20 protein-coding genes are annotated in these 21,842 nt (G+C 59.6%); 14 read left to right on the forward strand and 6 right to left on the reverse strand.

The annotated features are described in order from the left end of the window. The first annotated feature begins 127 nt into the window (after nt 1–127). The gene (locus tag KUF73_RS22915) at nt 128–2,320 is read left to right on the forward strand and encodes a malate synthase G (RefSeq protein WP_218440292.1); all 2,193 of its coding nucleotides are present in this window, start codon (nt 128–130) and stop codon (nt 2,318–2,320) included. 155 nt (nt 2,321–2,475) lie between these two features. Here the strand turns inward: KUF73_RS22915 and KUF73_RS22920 are convergent, their stop codons facing one another. After that, a complete protein-coding gene (locus KUF73_RS22920; protein WP_218440293.1) occupies nt 2,476–2,922 on the reverse strand; it encodes a response regulator in 447 nt (148 codons plus the stop codon). Between the two features lie 260 nt (nt 2,923–3,182). On the opposite strand from KUF73_RS22920, the gene KUF73_RS22925 reads away from it, so the two are divergent. The 9 genes from KUF73_RS22925 (at nt 3,183) to KUF73_RS22965 (ending at nt 13,928) form a co-directional block, all read left to right on the forward strand. After that, entirely contained in the window at nt 3,183–5,117 is a 1,935-nt protein-coding gene (locus KUF73_RS22925) for a putative nucleotidyltransferase substrate binding domain-containing protein (protein WP_305516112.1), read from the forward strand. Beyond that, nucleotides 5,114–5,821 carry a PolC-type DNA polymerase III gene (locus KUF73_RS22930; RefSeq protein ID WP_218440295.1) on the forward strand — a complete coding sequence of 236 codons (708 nt, stop codon included), beginning with the start codon at nt 5,114–5,116 and terminating at the stop codon, nt 5,819–5,821. Before KUF73_RS22925 ends, KUF73_RS22930 begins: the two co-directional genes overlap by 4 nt. Before the next feature lie 202 nt (nt 5,822–6,023). Continuing rightward, complete coding sequence (locus tag KUF73_RS22935; protein ID WP_218440296.1) at nt 6,024–6,542, forward strand: RNA polymerase sigma factor; 519 nt, start codon at nt 6,024–6,026, stop codon at nt 6,540–6,542. Beyond that, nucleotides 6,539–7,513, forward strand: coding sequence for a FecR domain-containing protein (locus tag KUF73_RS22940; RefSeq protein WP_218440297.1), 975 nt, complete (start codon nt 6,539–6,541; stop codon nt 7,511–7,513). The genes KUF73_RS22935 and KUF73_RS22940 overlap by 4 nt, the downstream gene beginning before the upstream one ends. A gap of 213 nt (nt 7,514–7,726) precedes the next feature. Next, on the forward strand, nt 7,727–10,171 hold the full coding sequence (locus KUF73_RS22945; RefSeq protein ID WP_218440298.1) for a TonB-dependent siderophore receptor: 2,445 nt from the start codon (nt 7,727–7,729) through the stop codon (nt 10,169–10,171). Nucleotides 10,172–10,243: 72 nt separating this feature from the next. Continuing rightward, the gene (locus KUF73_RS22950; protein WP_218440299.1) at nt 10,244–11,374 is read left to right on the forward strand and encodes a PepSY domain-containing protein; all 1,131 of its coding nucleotides are present in this window, start codon (nt 10,244–10,246) and stop codon (nt 11,372–11,374) included. After that, nucleotides 11,371–11,550 carry a hypothetical protein gene (locus tag KUF73_RS22955; RefSeq protein ID WP_218440300.1) on the forward strand — a complete coding sequence of 60 codons (180 nt, stop codon included), beginning with the start codon at nt 11,371–11,373 and terminating at the stop codon, nt 11,548–11,550. Before KUF73_RS22950 ends, KUF73_RS22955 begins: the two co-directional genes overlap by 4 nt. 277 nt (nt 11,551–11,827) lie before the next feature. Continuing rightward, nucleotides 11,828–13,129, forward strand: a complete 1,302-nt coding sequence (locus KUF73_RS22960; RefSeq protein WP_218440301.1) for an MFS transporter — start codon at nt 11,828–11,830, stop codon at nt 13,127–13,129. Between the two features lie 169 nt (nt 13,130–13,298). After that, on the forward strand, nt 13,299–13,928 hold the full coding sequence (locus KUF73_RS22965) for a glutathione S-transferase (RefSeq protein WP_218440302.1): 630 nt from the start codon (nt 13,299–13,301) through the stop codon (nt 13,926–13,928). A 144-nt stretch (nt 13,929–14,072) separates the two neighbouring features. Here KUF73_RS22965 and KUF73_RS22970 read toward each other — a convergent pair whose 3' ends face one another. Next, complete coding sequence (locus tag KUF73_RS22970; protein ID WP_218440303.1) at nt 14,073–14,579, reverse strand: ATP-dependent zinc protease; 507 nt, start codon at nt 14,577–14,579, stop codon at nt 14,073–14,075. Nucleotides 14,580–14,914: 335 nt separating this feature from the next. Here KUF73_RS22970 and KUF73_RS22975 point away from each other — a divergent pair, with 335 nt between their 5' ends. After that, on the forward strand, nt 14,915–15,802 hold the full coding sequence (locus tag KUF73_RS22975; protein ID WP_218440304.1) for an acyltransferase: 888 nt from the start codon (nt 14,915–14,917) through the stop codon (nt 15,800–15,802). On the opposite strand, the gene KUF73_RS22980 is transcribed toward KUF73_RS22975, so the two are convergent. Then, nucleotides 15,803–16,351: a DUF2780 domain-containing protein gene (locus KUF73_RS22980; RefSeq protein ID WP_218440305.1), complete on the reverse strand. Its 549-nt coding sequence runs from the start codon at nt 16,349–16,351 to the stop codon at nt 15,803–15,805. A gap of 280 nt (nt 16,352–16,631) precedes the next feature. On the opposite strand from KUF73_RS22980, the gene KUF73_RS22985 reads away from it, so the two are divergent. The 3 genes from KUF73_RS22985 to KUF73_RS22995 are packed head-to-tail and all read left to right on the forward strand — an operon-like array spanning nt 16,632 to nt 18,593. After that, nucleotides 16,632–17,222 carry a fasciclin domain-containing protein gene (locus tag KUF73_RS22985; protein WP_218440306.1) on the forward strand — a complete coding sequence of 197 codons (591 nt, stop codon included), beginning with the start codon at nt 16,632–16,634 and terminating at the stop codon, nt 17,220–17,222. A 55-nt stretch (nt 17,223–17,277) separates the two neighbouring features. After that, a complete protein-coding gene (locus KUF73_RS22990; RefSeq protein ID WP_218440307.1) occupies nt 17,278–17,922 on the forward strand; it encodes an RNA polymerase sigma factor in 645 nt (214 codons plus the stop codon). Continuing rightward, the gene (locus KUF73_RS22995) at nt 17,919–18,593 is read left to right on the forward strand and encodes an anti-sigma factor domain-containing protein (protein WP_218440308.1); all 675 of its coding nucleotides are present in this window, start codon (nt 17,919–17,921) and stop codon (nt 18,591–18,593) included. Before KUF73_RS22990 ends, KUF73_RS22995 begins: the two co-directional genes overlap by 4 nt. 111 nt (nt 18,594–18,704) lie before the next feature. On the opposite strand, the gene fdhA is transcribed toward KUF73_RS22995, so the two are convergent. The 3 genes from fdhA to KUF73_RS23010 form a co-directional block, all read right to left on the reverse strand. After that, nucleotides 18,705–19,904 carry a formaldehyde dehydrogenase, glutathione-independent gene (gene fdhA / locus KUF73_RS23000; protein WP_218440309.1) on the reverse strand — a complete coding sequence of 400 codons (1,200 nt, stop codon included), beginning with the start codon at nt 19,902–19,904 and terminating at the stop codon, nt 18,705–18,707. A gap of 165 nt (nt 19,905–20,069) precedes the next feature. Continuing rightward, the gene (gene purU / locus KUF73_RS23005; protein WP_218440310.1) at nt 20,070–20,927 is read right to left on the reverse strand and encodes a formyltetrahydrofolate deformylase; all 858 of its coding nucleotides are present in this window, start codon (nt 20,925–20,927) and stop codon (nt 20,070–20,072) included. A 157-nt stretch (nt 20,928–21,084) separates the two neighbouring features. Continuing rightward, nucleotides 21,085–21,717, reverse strand: a complete 633-nt coding sequence (locus KUF73_RS23010) for a sarcosine oxidase subunit gamma (protein WP_218440311.1) — start codon at nt 21,715–21,717, stop codon at nt 21,085–21,087. Between the last annotated feature and the right edge of the window lie 125 nt (nt 21,718–21,842).

The following is a 21,842-nucleotide window of genomic DNA, read 5'->3' on the forward strand; positions in this document are numbered from 1 at the left end:
ATTGGTCCCAACCCAGCCGTCAGAAATGGCATGCACTGGTCGCAGGGTTTGTGGTTTAAATGCCATAGGCTTCATTGTTAAATTGAAGAGCTGAAAAGCGAAATAGCTGAGCAGAGTGAGGCAAGCAATGACTGAACACGTTCAAGTCGGTGGCCTTCAGGTCGCCAAAGTCCTGTTCGACTTCGTGAACAACGAAGCCATTCCCGGTACCGGCCTCACCGCCGATCAGTTCTGGGCCGGTGCCGACAAGGTCATTCATGACCTGGCGCCGAAGAACAAAGCCCTACTCGCCAAACGCGATGATTTCCAGGCTCGTATTGATGGCTGGCACCAATCCCGTGCCGGTCAAGCACACGACGCCGTGGCTTATAAAGCCTTCTTGCAAGACATCGGTTATCTGCTGCCAGAAGCAGCCGATTTCCAGGCTACGACGCAAAACGTCGATGAAGAAATCGCCCGCATGGCCGGCCCACAACTCGTGGTGCCAGTGATGAATGCCCGTTTCGCGCTCAATGCTTCGAACGCCCGCTGGGGTTCGCTGTACGACGCGCTCTACGGCACCGACGCCATCAGCGAAGCTGGTGGCGCGGAAAAAGGCAAAGGCTACAACAAGGTTCGTGGCGACAAGGTCATCGCCTTCGCCCGCGCCTTCCTCGACGAAGCGGCACCATTGGCAGCCGGCTCCCACGTCGATTCCACCAGTTACACAATCGTTGACGGCAAATTGGTCGTCGCCCTCAAAGGTGGCAGCAACTCGGTTTTGAAGAGCTCTGGCCTGCGTAACGATGCCCAGTTGATCGGCTTCCAGGGCGATGCTTCGGCTCCGACCGCGATCCTGCTGAAAAACAACGGCCTGCATTTTGAAATCCAGGTCGATGCCAGCACCCCGGTCGGCCAGACCGACGCTGCCGGCGTCAAAGACGTTCTGATGGAAGCCGCGCTGACCACCATCATGGACTGCGAAGACTCCGTCGCCGCCGTCGATGCCGATGACAAAGTGGTGATCTACCGCAACTGGCTCGGCCTGATGAAAGGCGATCTGTCGGAAGAAGTCGCCAAGGGCGGTAAGACCTTTACCCGCACCATGAACGCCGACCGCACCTACACCGGCGTCGACGGTAAAGAACTGAGCCTGCACGGTCGCTCCCTGTTGTTCGTGCGCAACGTCGGTCACCTGATGACCATCGATGCGATCCTCGACAAAGACGGCAGCGAAGTGCCGGAAGGCATTCTCGATGGCCTGGTGACCTGCCTGGCAGCGAAGCACAACCTCAACGGCAACACGTCGCGCAAAAACACCCGCACCGGCTCGGTCTACATCGTGAAGCCGAAGATGCACGGTCCGGAAGAAGCGGCGTTCACCAACGAGCTGTTCGGCCGCATCGAAGACGTGCTGGACCTGCCACGCAACACCCTGAAAGTCGGGATCATGGACGAGGAGCGTCGTACCACGATCAACCTCAAGGCGTGCATCAAGGCAGCCAGCGAGCGCGTGGTGTTCATCAACACCGGTTTCCTCGACCGCACGGGCGACGAAATCCACACCTCCATGGAAGCCGGCCCGATGGTGCGCAAGGCCGACATGAAGGCGGAAAAATGGATCGGCGCTTACGAGAACTCCAACGTCGATATCGGTTTGAGCACCGGCCTGCAAGGCCGCGCACAGATCGGTAAAGGCATGTGGGCGATGCCCGACCTGATGGCGGCGATGCTGGAACAGAAAATCGCTCACCCATTGGCCGGCGCCAACACTGCCTGGGTTCCATCGCCAACCGCTGCGGCCCTGCATGCGCTGCATTACCACAAGGTTGACGTGTTCGCCCGTCAGGCCGAACTGGCCAAACGTGCCCACGCGTCGGTGGACGACATCCTGACCATTCCGCTGGCTGTAAACCCGCAGTGGACCGCGGAACAGATCAAGAACGAACTGGACAACAACGCCCAGGGCATTCTCGGTTATGTGGTGCGCTGGATCGACCAGGGTGTCGGCTGTTCGAAAGTGCCGGACATCAACGACGTCGGCCTGATGGAAGACCGTGCCACGCTGCGTATTTCCAGCCAGCACATCGCCAACTGGCTGCGTCATGGCATCGTCACTGAAGATCAGGTGATGGAAAGCCTCAAGCGCATGGCGCCGGTGGTTGACCGTCAAAACGCGGGTGACGCGCTGTACCGTCCGCTGGCACCGAACTTCGACGGCAACATCGCCTTCCAGGCAGCCGTCGAACTGGTGATCGAAGGCACGAAGCAGCCGAACGGCTACACCGAGCCGGTTCTGCACCGTCGTCGTCGCGAGTTCAAGGCTGCCAATGGCCTTTGAGTAAGCGTTAGCGCTGCAAATGAAAAAGCCCTGATCGGAAGATCAGGGCTTTTTTGTTGAAGGCAAAATCAAAGATCGCAACCTTCGGCAGCTCCTACAGAAATACGCATTCAAAATGTAGGAGCTGCCGAAGGCTGCGATCTTTTGATCTTTCTTTACAGATCCATCCCCAACTCATGCTTCACCAGCCCCAGCAACTTGCCGGTATCGATGGGCTTGAGCAGAAAATCCACCACGCTCAAATGCATGGCGGCGATGGCGTCTTTCACATCGGCATCGCCGGAAACGATGATGATCGGCAGCGCCGCCCGCACTGACTCGCGCACCTGGCGAATCAAATCCAGCCCATCGACATTTCCCATGCGCAGATCAGTAATGACCAGCCCGATCGAAGGTTTTTCATCCAGCATCTTGAGTGCGGTTTCGCCACTGGCGGCGGTCATGCAGCGAATCCCGTCCAGCGCCAGAATTTCTGATAGCAGCTCTCGGGCGTCTTTATCGTCGTCGACGATCAGCACTCGCTGCGGCGGCAGGTCAGGTTCCAGCATGACGGCACTGAGCGCTTTGCGCTCGGCGTCACTCAAAATATCGTGGTCGGACATGGCATTCTCTACATGTTCAGTTCTATTCCCTAGCACAGTGGTGAGACATCGCTAAGCAGACCTTCAATGTGCACTTCGTCGGAAAATTTTCCAATAGGGGAAAGCGTAGGTTTTTCTCACATTTGCGTAGGGTTTTTCCGACGCTCCGTCACGTTTGCTGCCTACCTAGACTTACGTCCAATGGGCACCCCGCTCGTAGGGGCCGACCATGGCTGAGTCATCCGACAACAACAAATCCAAAAAAGACTGCGGTAATGGTTATGAGTAAAGCGGACGCCTTCACACAGGCAGGGAAAACCGCGGTGTTGCAGAACATCCAGGGCACGTTGCAATTCCTTCAGCGCTTCCCGCCTTTCAATCAAATGGAACACGCCCACCTGGCGTATCTGGTTGAACAATGTCAGCTGCGTTTTTATGCCCCCGGCGAGAGCATCATCAAGCCTGCCGACGGCCCCGTTGAGCACTTCTACATCGTCAAGCAAGGCCGGGTGGTGGGCGAGCGCCCGCACACGGCCAAGGGTGGGACCGAAACCACTTTCGAGATCACCACCGGCGAGTGTTTTCCCCTCGCCGCGTTGCTGGGTGAGCGTGCGACGCGCACCGAACACCTGGCCGCCGAAGACACCTTTTGCCTACAGCTGAACAAGCTGGCGTTCATAAAGCTGTTCGCCATTTCCTGCACCTTTCGCGACTTTGCCCTACGCGGCGTCAGCAGCTTGCTGGATCAGGTCAACCAGCAAGTCCAGCAGAAAGCCGTGGAAACCCTCGGCACCCAGTATTCGCTCAATACCCGTCTCGGCGAATTGGCCATGCGTCATCCGGTGACTTGCAGCCCGAACACGCCGCTGCGTGAAGCCGTGACTCTGATGCATGACCAGCAAGTCGGCAGCATTGTGGTAGTCAACGAGCAGAAAGCGCCGCTGGGGATTTTCACCCTGCGCGACTTGCGCCAAGTGGTGGCCAACGGCACCGGCGATTTCAGTGAAGCCATTGATCGGCACATGACCCAGGCGCCGTTTTTCCTGTCGCCGGATCACAGCGCCTTTGATGCGGCGATCGCCATGACCGAACGGCATATCGCCCACGTGTGCCTGGTCAAGGATCAGCGCTTGTGCGGCGTGGTCTCGGAACGCGACCTGTTTTCCCTGCAACGGGTCGATCTGGTGCATTTGGCGCGCACCATTCGCAGCGCCCAGCGTGTGGAAAATCTGGTGACGCTGCGTGGCGAGATTGGCCAATTGGTGGAGCGCATGCTGGCCCACGGTGCCTCTTCGACGCAGATCACCCACATCATCACCCTGCTCAACGACCACACGGTGTGCCGCGTGATCGAACTGACCCTGGCCGAGAAAGGCGACCCTGGCGTGCCATTCAGTTGGCTGTGTTTCGGCAGCGAAGGCCGCCGTGAGCAGACGCTGCACACCGATCAGGACAACGGCATTCTGTTCGAAGCCCGGGACGCCGCCCACGCGGCGGAAATTCGCGGCAAATTGCTGCCCATCGCACTGCAGATCAATCAAAGCCTGGCGCTCTGTGGCTTCACCTTGTGCAAGGGCAACATCATGGCCGGCAACCCCGAGCTGTGCTTGTCCCGAGTCGAATGGGCCAGACGCTTCGCCGCGTTTATCCGCGAGGCCACACCGGAGAACCTGCTGGGTTCGAGTATCTACTTCGATTTGCGCGTGGTCTGGGGCAGCGAGCAAGGTTGCGAACAGTTGCGTCGCGGCATTCTCGATCAGGTCGGCGACAACCGTTTGTTCCAACGGATGATGGCCGAAAACGCGCTGCGCAATCGCCCTCCCGTAGGACGTTTCCGCGAGTTTGTACTCGCGCGCAAAAATGGCGCGAAGGCCACCCTGGACCTGAAGGTTCAGGGCCTGACGCCGTTCGTCGACGGTGCGCGGTTGTTGGCGTTGGCAAACGGGATCGAGACAAACAATACGCTGGAGCGTTTTCGCCAACTGGTGGACAAAGAAGTCATCGAGCCGCTGGATGGCGCTGCGTACGAAGAGGCGTATCACTTCATCCAGCAAACCCGCATGCAGCAACATCAGCTACAGACCCGGGAGAACTTGCCCTACTCCAACCGCGTCGATCCGGACAGCCTCAATCATCTGGATCGGCGAATCCTGCGTGAGTCGCTGCGCCAGGCTCAGCGCCTGCAAAGCAGCCTGACCTTGCGGTACCAGTTATGAGCCTGTTTTCGTGGCTTCGCCCGGCTGGCCCAATCCTCTCCGGTGAGCGGCAACAACGTCTGCAACGGTTGCCGACGCTGACCGGGCTGAGTGAATGCAGCTTGCGTGAGCAGCGCTGGGTCGTGCTGGACTTGGAAACCACCGGGCTGAACCTCAACAAAGACCGCGTGCTGTCCATTGGCGCGGTAGTGATCGAGGACGGCGCGATCGACTTCAGCCAGCAATTCGAACGCACCCTGCAATGCGCCGAACTCAAACTCGGCCCCAGCGTGCTGATTCACGGCCTCGGTCCCAGCGCGATTGCCGCCGGCAGCGACCCGGCCGAGGCGTTGCTCGATTTCATGGAATTCGTCGGCGACAGCCCGGTATTGGCCTTTCATGCGCCGTTCGACCAACACATGCTCGGCCGCGCATTGAAAGATCATCTGGGCTACAAGTTGCCGCATGGCTTTCTCGACGTGGCGGATATCGCGCCATTGCTCTGCCCACAAGCCAACATCCGCGAGGCCGGCCTGGACGAATGGATCGACTGGTTCAAGCTGGAGGTTTTTGAACGCCACAACGCCAGCGCCGATGCCTTGGCCACTGCGGAGCTGGCGTTGATCCTGTTCAGCCGAGCGCGACAGCAGCAAATTCATAGCCCGTTGAATTTGCAGCAACGGCTGAATCAGCGCAAGCGCCGACAGCAAACTCCGTCCTTCTAACACCCCCCTCATGTAGGAGCTGCCGCAGGCTGCGATCTTTTGATCTTGAAAAATCAAAATCAAAAGATCGCAGCCTGCGGCAGCTCCTACATGGCCCTACATCAAACTCCTACCCGACCAACGTTAATTGCTTACCTCTCCTGCCTCTGACACAATCGCGAACAATTCTCGTTAGTTAACACTTCCCAATCGGTGATGCTGCGTGTCGTCAGTCCCAAGCCCTCAAAGTGAGCTCGTCGGTGCGTTATATCGCGACCATCGCGGTTGGCTATTGACCTGGCTTCGTCGCAATGTCGCTTGCCCACAACGGGCCGAAGACCTGAGCCAGGACACCTTCGTGCGCTTGCTGGGCCGTGAGGAACTGAAAGAACCGCGCGAGCCGCGGGCGTTTCTGGTGGCGATTGCCAAGGGTTTGCTGTTCGACTACTTCCGCCGCGCCGCGCTGGAACAGGCCTACCTCACCGAACTGATGCTGATTCCCGAAGCCGAGCAACCATCGGTTGAAGAACAGCAAATGATCCTCGAAGACCTGAAAAACATTGATCGTTTGCTCGGCAAATTATCCAGCAAGGCCCGCGCAGCATTTATCTACAACCGTCTTGACGGCCTCTCCCATGCCGAAATCGCCGAGCGCCTCGGGGTATCGGTGCCGCGTGTGCGCCAGTATCTGGCCCAAGGCGTCCGTCAGTGCTACATCGCGCTGTACGGTGAGCCGACATGAGCCCGGTCAGTTCCAAACCGGTATCGGCGCAGGTGCTGGACGCGGCGATTGCCTGGCAATTGTCCCTGGACTCCGGCAACCCGGTGGAGCGCGAAGAGTTCGCCAAATGGCACGCCGCCCACGAAGAACATGCCCGCGCATGGCGTCAGTTGGGAATGCTTGACCAGCGTTTCAGTGTCGCCAGCGGCCCGGCCCGCACGGCTTTGCTGCAATCGCGAGAAGGCATTCGCCGACGCGTCCGTAAACTTGGCAGCGGCGTGGCCAGCGTCTTCGCCGTGGTCGGCTTGACGCTATTCGCCGCTGATCGTTACGTGCCACTTAGCTATTGGCTGGCTGATCAGCGCACTGCCACCGGCGAGCAACGCACCATTCGCCTGGCCGACGGCACGCTGATCAACCTCAACACCCACAGCGCCGTAGACGTACGCTTCGATGAGAAACAGCGGCTGGTCGTCCTTCAGGAAGGGGAAATCCTCGTAGAAACCGGCCATGGTGACCCCCGGCCATTTATCGTCGAGACCCGCGAAGGCAGCATGCGCGCGCTCGGGACACGGTTCCTGGTCAAGCGCGAAGAAGACGGTACGCGTCTGAGCGTGTTGCAGTCGGCGGTGGCCGCCCATCCCGAGGCGAACCCTGAAGAACAGATTCTGCATGAAGGCCAGCAGGTGCTGATCCGCAGCAACGGCCTGGGGCCGATTGTGGCGCTGAACCTCGGTGCCGATGCCTGGACTCGCGGCATGCTGGTGGTGGACAACGCGAGGCTGGAGGATCTGATCCACGAGATTGGGCGCTATCGTCGCGGCTATTTGGGCGTTGCTCCGGAAGTGGCTGATCTGCGGATCACCGGCAGTTTCCCGTTGAAGGACACCGACCTGGCGCTCAACGCCCTGCTCCCGACGCTGCCGGTGCAGATCGAACAGCACACGCAATGGTGGGTGACGGTGGCAGCGAAGACCGAAGCCAAGCCCTGAAGAGATGTTTTTGCCTGGTATGACACCTTCGCGGGCAAGCCTCGCTCCTACAGGTACAGCGCAATCAGTTGTAGGAGCGAGGCTTGCCCGCGAAGAGGCCATCAGCCACACCACAATTGCTGAATCGAAATTATTTTCATCCAGCCCTATCACTTTTTGATTTTCATCCGGCACCTAAGCAATTGAGAAGTATTCACTTTCAGGAGCCGCTGTATGTCCCGTTCGCTAGACACCTTGTTGCGCCCCAGTTTGCTGGCGGTCGCCATTGCCCTTTGCACGCCATTGGCCAGCAGCCAACTGATCGCCGCTGAACAGGCGTCTAGCGTTCGCGCCTACAACCTGCCGGCCGCGCCATTGGCCAGCACGCTGAACCAGATCGCCAGCCAGGCCGGTCTCGCGCTGTCGCTGAATCCATCGCTGGCAGCGGGCAAGACGTCGGCACCGGTCAAAGGCCAGTTCGACGCAGCCAGCGCGCTGCGCGAAGCCTTGCGCGGCACCGGTCTGCAATTGGAAGAGAGCGGCAGCGGTAGCTACAGCCTGGTGGCGGTGCCCGAGGGCGCGATGGCTCTGCCGGCGACCAGCGTGATTGGCGTAGAAGACACGGAAAGCGCGTGGGGCCCGGTGCAAGGATACTTGGCCAAGCGTACCGCCGCCGGCACCAAAACCGACACCGCACTGGTCGAAGTACCGCGGTCGATTTCCGTAGTCACTCGCGAGCAAATGGACGACCGTAACGTACACACGCTCGATGACGCTGTGCGTTACTTGCCCGGCATCACCGCCAGCAGTTACGGCAGCGACACTCGTGCCGACTGGTTGCGTGTGCGCGGTTTCGAACCGACCCAGTTCCTCGACGGCCTGCCACTGCCTAAAGGCGTGTACGCGAACCCGAAACAGGAAACCTGGAACCTCGATCGCCTTGCCCTGCTGCGCGGACCGGCCTCGTCCGTGTACGGCCAGACCCCACCGGGTGGCCTGCTGGACATGGTCAGTCGTCGCCCAACCGCCGAATCCAGCAACGAAATCCAGCTGCAATACGGCAGCGACAATCACCGCCAGATCAACTTCGCCAGCACCGGCAAGATCGATGATGAAGGTCAGTTCCTGTACAGCCTCAGCGGCGTACTGCGTGACGGTGGCACCCCCATCGACCATATCGATGACAAGCGCTACAACATTGCGCCGAGCCTGACGTGGAACATTGACGAAGACACCACGTTCACCCTGCTCACCCAATTCACCCATGACGATACCGGGATCACCAGCCAGTTCTACCCGATCCAGGGCACCAAGATCGACATGCCTTTCGGCAAGATCTCGCACCACAAAAACCTGGGTGATCCGGATTACGAGTACTACGACCGCACCTACTATGCGCTGGGCTATTCCTTTGAACATCGCTTCAACGATGTCTGGCAGTTCCGTCAGAACCTGCGCTACACCAAGTCGGACCTGTCGTTCCAGGCAGTGACCGTCAACAGCTACATTCCGGCATTTGCCGCTTTCGGATTTGTCGTCGACGATCAAGGCAATACCGGTCGCGGCACCACCAACGTGGACGAAGACATCAGCCAGTTCGCCGTGGACAACAATTTCCAGGGCGACTTTTCCACGGGTGACATCCACCACACCCTGCTGCTCGGGCTGGACCATCAGCGCAACAACACCAACTACACCTCGATCTTCGGCAGTGCGCCGGGCATCAACGTGAATAATCCGATTTACGGTTTGCCGATTGTTCGTCCACCGCGCTCGTCTGCGTTTTATGACTACGATCAGAAAACCCAGCAAACCGGCCTGTACGTCCAGGACCAGATGGCCCTCGACCAATGGCGCCTGACCTTGGGCGGTCGTGAGGACTGGGTGCATACCGGTACCAAGTTCTTCAACAAAAACGATGCCACCAACACTGAACGCGACAAGAACTTCAGCGGCAACGCGGCGATCAGCTATGTGTTCGATAACGGCTTCGTGCCTTACTTGTCCTACGCCGAGTCGTTCCAGCCGACCAGCAACGCTACAGCCTCGCCGACCGACTCGTTCAAGCCGACCGAAGGCAAGCAATGGGAACTGGGCATCAAGTACCAGCCACCGGGCAGCAGCACGCTATTGACCGCTGCGGTGTATGACCTGACCCAGAAAAACGTCTCCGTCACCACCAACGTGGGCAACGTCCCTGTCACCAGCCAGACCGGCGAAGTGCGAGTCAAAGGCCTGGAGCTGGAAGCAGTCTCCGACGTGACCGAAAACCTCAAGGTCACCGCTGCCTACACCTTGGCCAAGTCCGAAGTGCAAGATGGCATCTACAAGGGCAATCGCCTGCAACTGATGCCTAACCAACAAGCGTCGGTGTGGGGTGACTACACCTGGCACAACGGCGTGCTGGACGGTTTCGGCATCGGTGCTGGTGCGCGCTACACCGGCAACACCTATGGCGACCAGGGCAACACCTGGCTGGGCAAGGCTGGCGCTTATACCCTGTTTGACGCTGCCGTCCATTACGACCTCGGCCGTCTGGACAACAGCCTGAAAGGCGCCTCGCTGGCCTTGAATGCGACCAACCTGTTCGACAAGGATTACATCTCCACCTGCGACGGTTTCTACTGCTACTACGGTGATGAGCGCAGCGTCGTCGCCAGTGCCACCTACAAGTGGTAACGGTTTGATCTGACACGCCCAATACCCAGGCCGTCCTTCGAGGACGGCTTTGGTATTTCTGAAGGTCATGAAATGAAAAGTAAAACAATTCGTCGCTGGTCCGCCGTCCACACCTGGACCAGCCTGATCTGCACGGTGTTCCTGCTGATGCTGGCACTGACCGGCCTGCCGTTGATCTTTCACCACGAGATCGACCACTTGCTGGGCGATGCTCCTGAAGTCAGACAAATGCCGGCGGACACCCCGCAGCTGGATCTGCAGCAGTTGGTGCAAGCCGCTGAAAAGCATCGTCCCGGTGAAGTGGTGCAATATTTCGGCTTCGAAGAAGACGAACCCAACGCCGTGCTTACCATCATGGCGCCCACTGCCGGGACCGAGCCGAACTCATCCCACACCTTCATGCTCGACGCCCGTACCGGCGAAGCGCTGGAGACGCCGTCGGCCAACGGCGGCTTCATGCTGGTCATGTTGCGCCTGCACGTGGATATGTTCGCCGGGCTGCCGGGCAAGTTGCTGCTGGCGTTCATGGGCATCCTGTTCGTAGCGGCGATCGTCTCCGGCACCGTGCTGTACCTGCCATTCATGCGCCGCTTGAAATTCGCCACCGTCCGCCAGGACAAATCCACTCGCTTGCGCTGGCTCGACCTGCACAACCTGATCGGCGTCGTGACCCTGACCTGGGCCTTGGTCGTCGGCGTGACCGGTGTCATCAGCGCCTGTGCCGACTTGCTGATCGCCGCCTGGCGCAACGACAGCTTGAGCGCGATGGTCGCGCCGTACCGCGATGCACCTGCGCTGACACATCTAGCGCCGGCCACCCGTCTGCTCGACATCGCCGAAGACGCCGCACCGGGCATGCAACCGGACTTTATCGCCTTCCCCGGCACGCGGTTTTCCAGCGAGCACCATTACGCGGTGTTCATGAAGGGCAGCACGCACCTGACGTCGCACCTGCTGACGCCAGTGCTGATCGACGCCAGCACCCTTCAAGTGACCGCCGTGGCCGAGCGTCCGTGGTACATGGACGCCATGGGCATGTCGCAACCGCTGCACTTTGGTGACTACGGTGGCATGCCGATGAAAATCCTCTGGGCGACCCTGGATGTGCTGACGATCATTGTGCTTGGCAGTGGGGTTTACCTGTGGGTGGTGCGGCGCAAGGCTGCAAAACCCGTCCTGGAAAAAGCGGAGAGCCTGGCATGAAGCCCCGGCAGTCGAACTTCTGGAAGGTCTTCGGCACCCCGACCGTTATCGCCCTGTTCAGTGCGGCGGGATTGTTTGCCGCGTTGCTTGGCGATGGAATGTGGGACGCCCTGAGCTGGTTGGGCCTGGGCATTCCGGCCTTCTTCGCCCTGCGCGGCCTCCTGCAACGCCGCTGACTGAACGCTGGCCCTTGTAGGAGCTGCCGAAGGCTGCGATCTCTTGATCTTGCTCTTAAAAACAACATCAAAAGATCGCAGCCTTCGGCAGCTCCTACATGACCCATTTCGAGTAGTCATACGATGACGGCCTCTTCCGCCCGTCGCTTCCTCCTGTAAATCCTCTGACATATTTGTTGACAATTTCGCCCTCTCACTTCTATAAAGACGCATGTTGTACGACAACCTACAACAACTGAAACACCAAAAAATCCAAAAATAAAAGAATGGTGAAGTGATGAAAGTCAAAGGCATCCGCTGGTGGATGGTCGGTCTGGTGACGGCCGGCCTGATGGTCAACTACCTGGCGCGCAATACCCTGTCAGTGGCTGCTCCGACACTGATGAGCGAAATGAACATCTCCACCGAGCAGTACTCGCACATCGTCGTCGCCTGGCAAGTCTGCTACGCGCTGATGCAACCGGTGGCGGGCTACATCATCGATGCCATCGGCACCAAAATGGGCTTCGCCATTTTTGCCTTCGCCTGGTCGATTGCTTGCGCACTGGCGGCTCTGGCGACCGGTTGGCAGGGGTTGGCATTCGTCCGCGGCCTGCTTGGCCTGACGGAAGCGGCGGGTCTGCCCGCGGCGGTCAAGACCTCCACTGAATGGTTCCCGGCCAAAGAGCGCTCGGTGGCCATTGGCTGGTTCAACATTGGTTCGTCGATTGGCGCCGTGCTGGCACCACCCTTGGTGGTCTGGGCGATTCTGCACAGCGGTTGGGAACTGGCGTTCCTGATCGTCGGCGGCCTGGGCGTGGCCTGGACTTTCCTGTGGATGATCTTCTACAAGCACCCACGCGATCAAAAGCGCCTGAGTGACGAAGAACGCGATTACATCCTCGGCGGTCAGGAAGATCACTTCAAAAACACCGCAACGAAAAAAGGCAGCTGGAAAAAGATCATCGGCAGCCGCAATTTCTACGCCATCGCCAGCGCCCGTATGCTCTCCGAGCCAGCCTGGCAGACCTTCAACGCGTGGATTCCGCTGTACCTGATGACTGAACGCCACATGAACATCAAAGAGATCGCGATGTTCGCCTGGCTGCCGTTCCTCGCCGCCGACCTTGGCTGCGTACTCGGCGGTTACCTGAGCCCGTTCTTCCACAAGCACTGCAACGTGTCGTTGTTCACCTCGCGCAAAATGGTCCTGCTGTTCGGTGCCTCGTGCATGATCGGCCCTGCCTGTATCGGCCTGGTTGCCAGCCCGTACACCGCCATTGCGCTGCTGTGCATCGGTGGCTTCGCTCACCAGACCTTGTCCGGCGCGCTGTATGCGATCACCTCGGACTCGTTCGGCAAAAACGAAGTGGCCACTGCCACCGGCATGGGCGGCATGTTCGGTTACCTCGGTGCGGCGGCCTTCACGCTGGTGTTTGGTGTGATGGTGACCAAGATCGGCTACAGCCCGCTGTTCGTGGTGCTGGCGATTTTCGACATCGTGGCTGCGTTCATCGTCTGGACTGTGGCTCGTGAACTCAAGCCGCAGGCTGCTTCAGGCCCAAATGCCGAATCGCAGACACTGCAACCGGCCAGCTAAAACGCAAAACCTGTAGGAGCGAGGCTTGCGTGCAAAAGCGGTGTGTCAGTCAAAACTCTGTTGCTGACGCACCGCATTCGCGGGCAAGCCTCGCTCCTACAGGGTTCGGTTTGAGCTACCGAACCAACACGCTATGCTGCCCGACACCGCCCCCGACCGAGTCGTCGCCATGTCCGCCCCGAGCATGACCCTGTACCACAACCCTCTTTCACCCTTCGTTCGCAAAGTGATGGTGCTGCTGCACGAAACCGGTCAACAGAACCGTGTGGCGTTGCAGACCAGCGTGCTGACCCCGGTCAACCCGGACCTGACTCTTATCGACGATAACCCTCTGAGCAAGATCCCGGCCCTGCGCCTGGCCGACGGCAACGTCATCCACGACAGCCGGGTGATCCTCGACTACCTCGATCATCAACACGTCGGCAACCCGCTGATTCCCCGCGAAGGCTCGGCCCGCTGGCGCCGCCTGACCCTGGCCTCGCTGGCCGACGGAATCATGGATGCGGCGGTGCTGGTGCGCTACGAAACCGCCCTGCGCTCCCCGGAAAAACACTGGGACGAATGGCTCGACGGCCAACGCGACAAAATCCGCCGCACCTTGTCGTTGCTGGAGAAGGACGCAATTGCCGAGCTGACCAGCCATTTCGATGTGGCAGCGATCAGCGTGGCGTGTGCGTTGGGTTATCTGGATTTGCGTCATCCGGATCTGGATTGGCGCGAGGTGAATCCGCAGTTGGCGGGGTGGTACTTCGAGGTGAGTCAGCGGGCTTCGATGATTGCGACGATGCCGAAGCTTTAAATCTTCGTTGACCGTACTGCCCTAATCGCGAGCAAGCTCGCTCCCACATTTGATCTGTGGTGCGCACAAACTTTGTGTTCACTGGAGATCCCTGTGCGAGCGAGCTTGCTCGCGAAGGCATCACACCGGCTCAGCCTGTATTAATCAGCAATCCGGCTTGTCCGCCGTAAATCGCCGCGCCGGGTTCACCGCCGCGCCGAACTCGCGCAGGGCTTTTGCGCCAATCAATAGCGGGTAATTGAAGCTGCTGCGGTCGGTCAGGTTGACCTCAACCGTGCGTTTCACGTTACCCAGGCACAACTCCAGATCGACCACTGGACGCTTGGTGGGTTCGATCACGTCCTTGTCCTCTTCGTCTTCCTCGGAGCGGGTCTTGATCTTGCTGATCCGCGCGACTTTGTGCTCGTAGACCTTGTTGCTCGCGTCCTTGGTCGCGAGGCGAAAACGTACCCAGTTCTCGCCGTCGCGGGTAAAGGTTTCGATATCCTTGGCCGACAGCGACGCAGTCAGCGCACCGGTGTCCATCTTGGCCTTGAGTACTTCACCGCCGATTTCCGGCAGCGCGATGTATTCGTAACGACCGTACAGGGTCGGCTCGGCGGCCAGCACCGGCAGGGCTACGAGGGAAAGCAGTGCAAGGAGGGATTTCACGTAATGGGCTTCCTTGGGAAATGGGGCACAGAGGCCGAATTCTAGACCGTAAAAAACACAGATAGTTGGTCTGGCACAGACCTTTGTGGCGAGGGAGCTTGCTCCCGTTTGGCTGCGAAGCGGCCATCAATCCGACGCTCCCGGTTCCCCTGAAACAACGTAGCGTATGACTTTAGAGCTGTTCCGCAGCCAAGCGGGAGCAAGCTCCCTCGCCACAGGGGATCTTCATGAGTCCGAGGTTAACGGGCCAAAGGTGAAACATTCGTCACCGTTGATTTGGCCTGCCGCCGGAAGCTGCTTATCATGGCGCGCCCAAACGCTTTCAAGAGTTACTTATGCGCCGCCTGCTCACCGGCTGTTTCGTCACCCTGCTGCTGTTGCTCAACACCCTGGTCCTGTTCGGGCCGCTGATGGTGTTAGCCCTGTTCAAACTGGTCCTGCCCGGACGCTTTCGCGATTACGCCTCCTGGGCGGTGATGTGGATCGCCGAGACCTGGGCTGAAATCGACAAGCTGATTTTCCGTCTGTGCATCCCCACTCAATGGGACATTCGCGGCGGTGACGACCTGCGCGGTGACACCTCGTATCTGGTGATCAGCAATCATCAATCCTGGGTCGATATTCCGGCATTGATCCAGACGTTGAATCGGCGCACGCCGTTCTTCAAGTTTTTCCTCAAGAAAGAGCTGATCTGGGTGCCGTTCCTCGGGCTGGCGTGGTGGGCGCTGGATTACCCATTCATGAAGCGCTACACCAAGGCGTTTCTGGCGAAGAATCCAACGCTTGCCGGCAAGGATCTGGAGATCACCAAACAAGCCTGCGAGCTGTTCAAGCGCCAGCCGGTGACGGTGGTCAATTACCTGGAAGGCACCCGATTTACCGCGGCCAAAAGTGCTCAGCAAGCGTCACCGTTCAGCCACCTGCTCAGGCCTAAAGCCGGCGGCGTGGCCTTCGTGCTGGCGGCGATGGGTGAACAGCTGGACGCGATTCTCGACGTGACCGTGGTCTATCCACAGCAAACGATTCCTGGGTTTTGGGATTTGATCAGCGGCAACGTGCCGAGGGTCATCATCGACATCAAGACCCGCGAACTCGATCCGGTGCTGTGGCAGGGCGATTACGAAAACGATCCGTTGTTTCGCAAAGACATCCAGAACTGGGTCAACCAGCTCTGGATCGAGAAGGACCAGCGCATCGACGCCTTGCGCGCCGAAAGCCACTGATCAGCTACCGGTGCCCCAGATTCCACCGAGGCTTTGCAACAGCGAACCACCGACACCCTGCTGACCGAGGTATTGCAGGATCACCGGAGCAAACTGGCCTATCATGCCGCTGTCCATGCCCAGCGCGCTGAAGGCGTTGTTCAGGTCGTTGGTGTCCTTGACGTTGCCCAGGGCGTTATCCAGCCCTGCCGCTTTTCCCGACGAGCCGAGCAAACCGGCGAGCGCGCCCAGTTCGCCGCCGCCCGACAGCTTGTCGATCCCCGGCACGCTTTTGGCCAGTTCCGAATAGTCGGTCGAACTCAACTGATTCTTCGCCAGGCCCAGCATCGCACCGGTGCCACCGACGGCTTGCTGTGGCGTCACGTTCAATTGGCTGAGCGCGCCCAGCAGGTCGGCTGTCTGCGGGGTCGGTGCCGCATTGGTGGCCGCGTTGCCGCCCTTCATTCCCGAAATGGCGTTGGCCGCATCGCCCAGGCTGAACTGTGCGAAGACCGGGCTGGCCGCCAGACTCATCAGCGAAGCCAGTACAAAACCGCGTGAAATCTTCATCCAGACATCCTCAATAAAAACCGCCCGGTAATGGACGGCGAAAAACTGTGTGTTGGACTGACACCTTCACAGATTGTTCCCACCCCCGCGAACTGGCGATACCCCCTGTAGGAGCTGCCGAAGGCTGCGATCTTTTGATTTTCATAATCAAGGTCAAAAGATCGCAGCCTTCGGCAGCTCCTGCATAAATTGTGTTCGCGTGCATCCAGTCTGATCCCACCCACGTATATCAACCACGGACAGACATTCCTGGCCGATTCTCCCCACAAGGATCATCACCATGAAACGCACCTCGATCAAAACCCCGCTGATTGCCAGCCTTCTGACTCTGGCCCTTGGCGGATTCACCCTGAACACTGTGCAAGCAGCGGACATGAGCCACGACACCGTCACGGTCGGCGGCCAAAGCATGCTGCCGAGCAAGGACATCGTCGACAACGCCGTAAACTCCGCCGACCACACCACCCTGGTCGCCGCCGTCAAAGCCGCGGGCCTGGTCGACACCCTCAAAGGCAAAGGCCCGTTCACCGTGTTTGCCCCGGTCAACTCGGCCTTCACCGCCCTGCCCGCCGGCACCGTCGATACCCTGCTCAAACCGGCCAACAAGGCCACGCTGACCCACATCCTCACCTACCACGTGGTTGCCGGGAAACTCGACATGATGACCCTGGCCGAGAAGATCAAGGCCGGTGGTGGCAAAGCCGAACTGACCACCGTCGCCGGCGGCAAGCTCTGGGTGATGATGAACGGCCCGCACAACATCACCATCAAGGATGAAAAAGGTGACGTCGCCGACATCACCACCTACGACGTGTACCAGTCCAACGGTGTGATTCAGGTCATCGACAAAGTACTGATGCCGAAAAGCTGAACCGAACCGCCGGTCCTGCGCATCGGGGCCGGCGGATTTTCCGAGGTGTCCACCCGTGAATGGAACAAGTGCGCACCGTGAACTAACCTCTGCCTGCAACCGGCATCGCACGCAGTCCACCCTTGCCCCCTCGATTGCCTGGAGAACCGCTATTCCCATCGCCGACGCCGACCAGCTCAGACAGCTTCTGGCCCAATGTTCACTGGGCGACCGCCGCGCATTCGAGACGCTTTACCGCAGTGTCGGCCCACGCTTGCATGGCGTGGCGCTGCGTTTCATGGGGCGCCCGGACCTGGCGGAAGAAGTGCTGCAAGAAAGCTTCGTACGAATCTGGAATAACGCCTCGCGCTACGAATCACATCTGTCGGCGCCGTTGACCTGGATGATCAACATCACGCGCAATCAAGCCATCGATCAGTTGCGCAAGCATCGCGACCGACCGTTGAGCGATCTCGAAGAACAGGCCCTGATGGATGAAAGCCCATCGGCCCACGAACAATTGAACAGCGCCCGCGAGGCCAGCGCCTTGAACCGCTGCCTGGACAGCCTCGAAGGCATGCAACGCCAATCGATCACTATCGCCTACTTTCAGGGACTCTCCGGTTCGGAGCTCGCCGAACACCTCGCGGTGCCGCTGGGTTCGGTGAAGTCCTGGATCCGGCGCGGCATGGAACGCCTGCGCAGGTGCCTTGAATCATGAACTATCAAACCGCAACCCTGCGCCGCGCCCTCGCCGCCGACTACGCCACCGGCCTGATGCCTGCTGCCGCACGTCGGCGCTTTGAACAGCTGTTGCTGGAAGACGCCGCGCTGCGAACGGAACTGGCGCAATGGCAAGAAAGCCTCGCGAGCCTGACCGAAGCACTGCCAGAGCAGCCAGTACCGGAGCGCGTCTGGCAAGGCATTACCGCGCGCATAGAACCGCAAGTACTGCATGTGCCGGAGAAACGTCCGTTCTGGAATTGGCTGCGGATTACGGCGGCGATCTGCTCGCTGGTGATTGCCGTGACCTTGGGCGTGCTCTACAACCGCGACACGGCGCGCTATAGCGCCACCTTGGTGACGGCCGACGCGCAGCCAGCGCTGAAGGTCGAAGCGCATAAGGATTATCTGAAAGTCGAACCGCTGACCCTCGCCGCCGTCGAACCTGGCCGCAGCCTGGAACTGTGGGCGATCCCGGCGGATGGCAAACCGATTTCCCTCGGGGTGATTCCGGCGGACGGCAAAGGCAAGGTTGAGCTGAGCGAGGCGCAGAAAGCGTTGATCGGCAAGCCGATTGCGCTGGCAGTGAGTCTTGAACCGCAGGGTGGTTCGCCGACCGGGCAACCGACGGGGCCGGTGTTGTATCAAGGGGCGTTGGCGGCGCGTTGAAAGCATAAGATCAAAAGATCGCAGCCTTCGGCAGCTCCTACAGGTGACGCGATCTTTTGATCCAAAAAAAAACGGCGACCCGAAGGTCGCCGTTTTACGTTGCGTAAAGGCTTACGCCGCGCTGAACAGTTTGTGCGGATCGATCACAAACTTCTTCGGCACGCCGGCATCGAACTCGCCGTAACCACGTGGCGCGTCGTCCAGGCTGATCACCTCGACCCCAACGATGTCGGCAATGTGGATACGGTCCCACATGATTGCCTGCATCAACTGGCGGTTGTACTTCATCACCGGGGTCTGGCCAGTGTGGAAGCTGTGGGATTTGGCCCAGCCCAAACCGAAGCGAATGCTCAGGCTGCCCATTTTTGCGGCGGCATCGACGGCACCTGGATCTTCGGTGACGTAGAGGCCAGGGATACCGATCTTGCCTGCCACGCGTACCACGCCCATCAGCGAGTTGAGTACGGTGGCTGGCGCTTCGTGTTTTACACCGGCATGGCCGTGACCGCGCGCTTCGAAGCCTACGGCGTCAACGGCGCAGTCCACTTCTGGCTCGCCGAGCAGTGCAGCGATTTGCTCGTGCAGTGGAGTGTCGAGCGACAGGTCAGCGATTTCGAAACCCTGGGCCTTGGCGTGCGCCAGACGGATCGGGTTGACGTCACCGACGATGACTACAGCAGCGCCCAACAGGCGAGCCGAAGCAGCCGCGGCCAGACCAACCGGGCCGGCACCTGCGATGTAAACGGTGCTGCCTGGGCCAACGCCGGCAGTCACTGCACCGTGGTAACCGGTGGGCAGGATGTCGGAGAGGCAGGTCAGGTCACGGATTTTTTCCATGGCCCGGTCGCGGTCCGGCAGTTTCAGCAGGTTGAAGTCGGCGTACGGCACCATGGCGTATTCAGCCTGGCCACCGGTCCAGTCGCCCATGTCGACATAACCATAGGCACCACCTGGGCGGGCCGGGTTAACGGACAGGCACACGCCGGTGTGTTGCTCTTTGCAGGAACGGCAGCGCCCGCAAGCCACGTTGAACGGCACAGAGACCAGGTCGCCGATTTTCAGGTTCTCGACGTCGCTGCCCTTCTCGATCACTTCGCCAGTGATCTCATGACCCAGCACCAGGCCGGTTTGAGCGGTGGTACGACCGCGCACCATGTGCTGGTCGGAACCACAGATATTGGTGGAAACGACGCGCAGGATCACACCGTGCTCGATCTTCCTGCCGCGCGGGTCCTGCATTTTCGGATAGTCGATTTTCTGTACTTCGACCTTGCCACCGCCGAGATACACCACACCACGATTGCCAGACATGCTTTCACCTCGCTGTTGTTTTTATGTAGCGGTCGCGTCGCCAACGTTGGGCGCCGCGTTGATTGCTCGGTAAATCAAAAAATCGCAGCCTTCGGCAGCTCCTACATTGATCGCATACCCCTGTAGGAGCTGCCGAAGGCTGCGATCCTGGTGGACTCAAGAAGGCTACAAAACCACCGTTCTGTTGGCGTTCAAAAACACTCTTCTCTCAATGTGATAACCCACCGCCCGCGCCAACGTCAGCCCTTCAATATCCCGCCCCTTGGCAATCAGGTCTTCCGGGTAATGACTGTGATCCACCACTTCAACGCCCTGGGCGATGATCGGCCCTTCGTCCAAATCGTTGTTGATGTAGTGGGCGGTGGCACCGACCAGTTTCACGCCCTTGTTGTAGGCCTGGTGATAAGGCTTGGCACCTTTGAAACCCGGCAGCAGGGAGTGATGGATGTTGATCGCCTTGCCGTCGAGTTTGCGGCACAGCTCCGGCGACAGCACTTGCATGTAACGGGCAAGGATCACCAGTTCGGCACCGGACTCTTCGATCACCTGCAAGACCTGACGTTCCTGGGATGGCTTGTCATTGGGGTCCAGCGGGAAGTGGTAGTACGGAATCTGGTGCCAATCGGCGAGGGGCTTAAGGTCCGGGTGGTTGGAGACCACGGCGGCGACATCCATCGACAACTGACCGATGCGCTGGCGGTAGAGCAAGTCGTTGAGGCAGTGATCGGCCTTGGAAACCATGATCACCACCTTTGGCCGGTAGTTCGGTGCCGTCAGCTCGAAGATCATGCCGAAAGCTGCACCGCGCTCGGCGAGGCCCGCGCGGAACGACTGCTCGTCGAAACCATCAGGCTGGCGGAACTCCACCCGAATGAAGAAGCGACCCGAGAGCCGATCATCGAAGGAGTGGTGTTCGGTGACGTAGCAGCCCTGCTCAAACAGAAACCGCGTCACCGCGTCCACGGTGCCGAGGACGCTAGGGCAGTCGGCGGTCAGAATCCATGTGTCTGGGGCGCGGCTCATAGTGCGGTAACTCCTGAGACATCGGTAAACGAAGCTGCCCTCCTGTAGGAGCGAGCCTGCTCGCGATGGAGGTCAACGATGACGCGTAATTCCTGATTTAACGCGTCGCTCTCAAGTCCATCGCGAGCAGGCTCGCTCCTACAGAGTAAGGTTGTGATCAGGCCTGGACGCTGAGGCCGTATTCCGCCGCAGCATCCTGCAACCACAACCACCAGTAATCCGAGAAGCTGCGACGGATCAGCAGTTCCCAGGTGTCTTCAGCGGTATGGCGGATCACCAGTTGCGACTTGGCGAACACCGTGCCGACTGCCTTGCCCACCGGGAAGCTGTTGGGGTGTACGTCGTAGCTGGTGGACTTCATCAATACCTGGCGCACGTTCGGGCCGCTCAGTTCGAGGATCTGCTGGCCGCCGCTGACGTTGACGATCTGGATGTGCAGGTCGCCCAGCGCTTCACGCAGTTTTTGCTCGGCGGCGAACTCTTCACCGGTCGGGACGATCAGCAACCATTCATCCGGCCCCATCCATTGCAGGCTGGTTTCGCCTTTGACGATGACGCTCAGCGCGCCCGGCAGTTCGATGCCGAGTGCCTTGTGCACGCCAGCGGCGAACGCGGCATCGTGGCCATCGCCACGGAGGGTCAGGTGGCCGAGGAGTTTTTTCTCACGCACGGTCACACCGGCGTTTTTGCGACCCTTACCCACCAGGCTGGCGAGGTCGGCGTGATGCAGCGACGACTCGGCCTTTGCCCCGGCGGTTGGGCGTTGTTGGTAAACATTGGCTGCGGTCATAAAGCACCTTTCCTGAATTCGTACGACACACCGTAGGAGCGAGGCTTGCCCGCGAAGGCAGCGACGCGGTTTATCTGAGGCCCCGCGTTATCGTTCTTCGCGGGCAAGCCTCGCTCCTACGGGAG

Source organism: Pseudomonas sp. PD9R (assembly GCF_019200975.1).
Classification (GTDB): Bacteria; Pseudomonadota; Gammaproteobacteria; order Pseudomonadales; family Pseudomonadaceae; genus Aquipseudomonas.

Coding starts and splice junctions, on each gene's coding strand:
- fdhA (WP_218440309.1), bottom strand. CDS start 19,904: ATGTCTGGCAATCGTGGTGTGGTGTATCTCGGCGGTGGCAAGGTCGAA.
- KUF73_RS22965 (WP_218440302.1), top strand. CDS start 13,299: ATGTCCGCCCCGAGCATGACCCTGTACCACAACCCTCTTTCACCCTTC.
- KUF73_RS22985 (WP_218440306.1), top strand. CDS start 16,632: ATGAAACGCACCTCGATCAAAACCCCGCTGATTGCCAGCCTTCTGACT.
- purU (WP_218440310.1), bottom strand. CDS start 20,927: ATGAGCCGCGCCCCAGACACATGGATTCTGACCGCCGACTGCCCTAGC.
- KUF73_RS22945 (WP_218440298.1), top strand. CDS start 7,727: ATGTCCCGTTCGCTAGACACCTTGTTGCGCCCCAGTTTGCTGGCGGTC.
- KUF73_RS22950 (WP_218440299.1), top strand. CDS start 10,244: ATGAAAAGTAAAACAATTCGTCGCTGGTCCGCCGTCCACACCTGGACC.
- KUF73_RS22960 (WP_218440301.1), top strand. CDS start 11,828: ATGAAAGTCAAAGGCATCCGCTGGTGGATGGTCGGTCTGGTGACGGCC.
- KUF73_RS22955 (WP_218440300.1), top strand. CDS start 11,371: ATGAAGCCCCGGCAGTCGAACTTCTGGAAGGTCTTCGGCACCCCGACC.
- KUF73_RS23010 (WP_218440311.1), bottom strand. CDS start 21,717: ATGACCGCAGCCAATGTTTACCAACAACGCCCAACCGCCGGGGCAAAG.
- KUF73_RS22930 (WP_218440295.1), top strand. CDS start 5,114: ATGAGCCTGTTTTCGTGGCTTCGCCCGGCTGGCCCAATCCTCTCCGGT.
- KUF73_RS22940 (WP_218440297.1), top strand. CDS start 6,539: ATGAGCCCGGTCAGTTCCAAACCGGTATCGGCGCAGGTGCTGGACGCG.
- KUF73_RS22980 (WP_218440305.1), bottom strand. CDS start 16,351: ATGAAGATTTCACGCGGTTTTGTACTGGCTTCGCTGATGAGTCTGGCG.
- KUF73_RS22915 (WP_218440292.1), top strand. CDS start 128: ATGACTGAACACGTTCAAGTCGGTGGCCTTCAGGTCGCCAAAGTCCTG.
- KUF73_RS22995 (WP_218440308.1), top strand. CDS start 17,919: ATGAACTATCAAACCGCAACCCTGCGCCGCGCCCTCGCCGCCGACTAC.
- KUF73_RS22975 (WP_218440304.1), top strand. CDS start 14,915: ATGCGCCGCCTGCTCACCGGCTGTTTCGTCACCCTGCTGCTGTTGCTC.
- KUF73_RS22925 (WP_305516112.1), top strand. CDS start 3,183: ATGAGTAAAGCGGACGCCTTCACACAGGCAGGGAAAACCGCGGTGTTG.
- KUF73_RS22920 (WP_218440293.1), bottom strand. CDS start 2,922: ATGTCCGACCACGATATTTTGAGTGACGCCGAGCGCAAAGCGCTCAGT.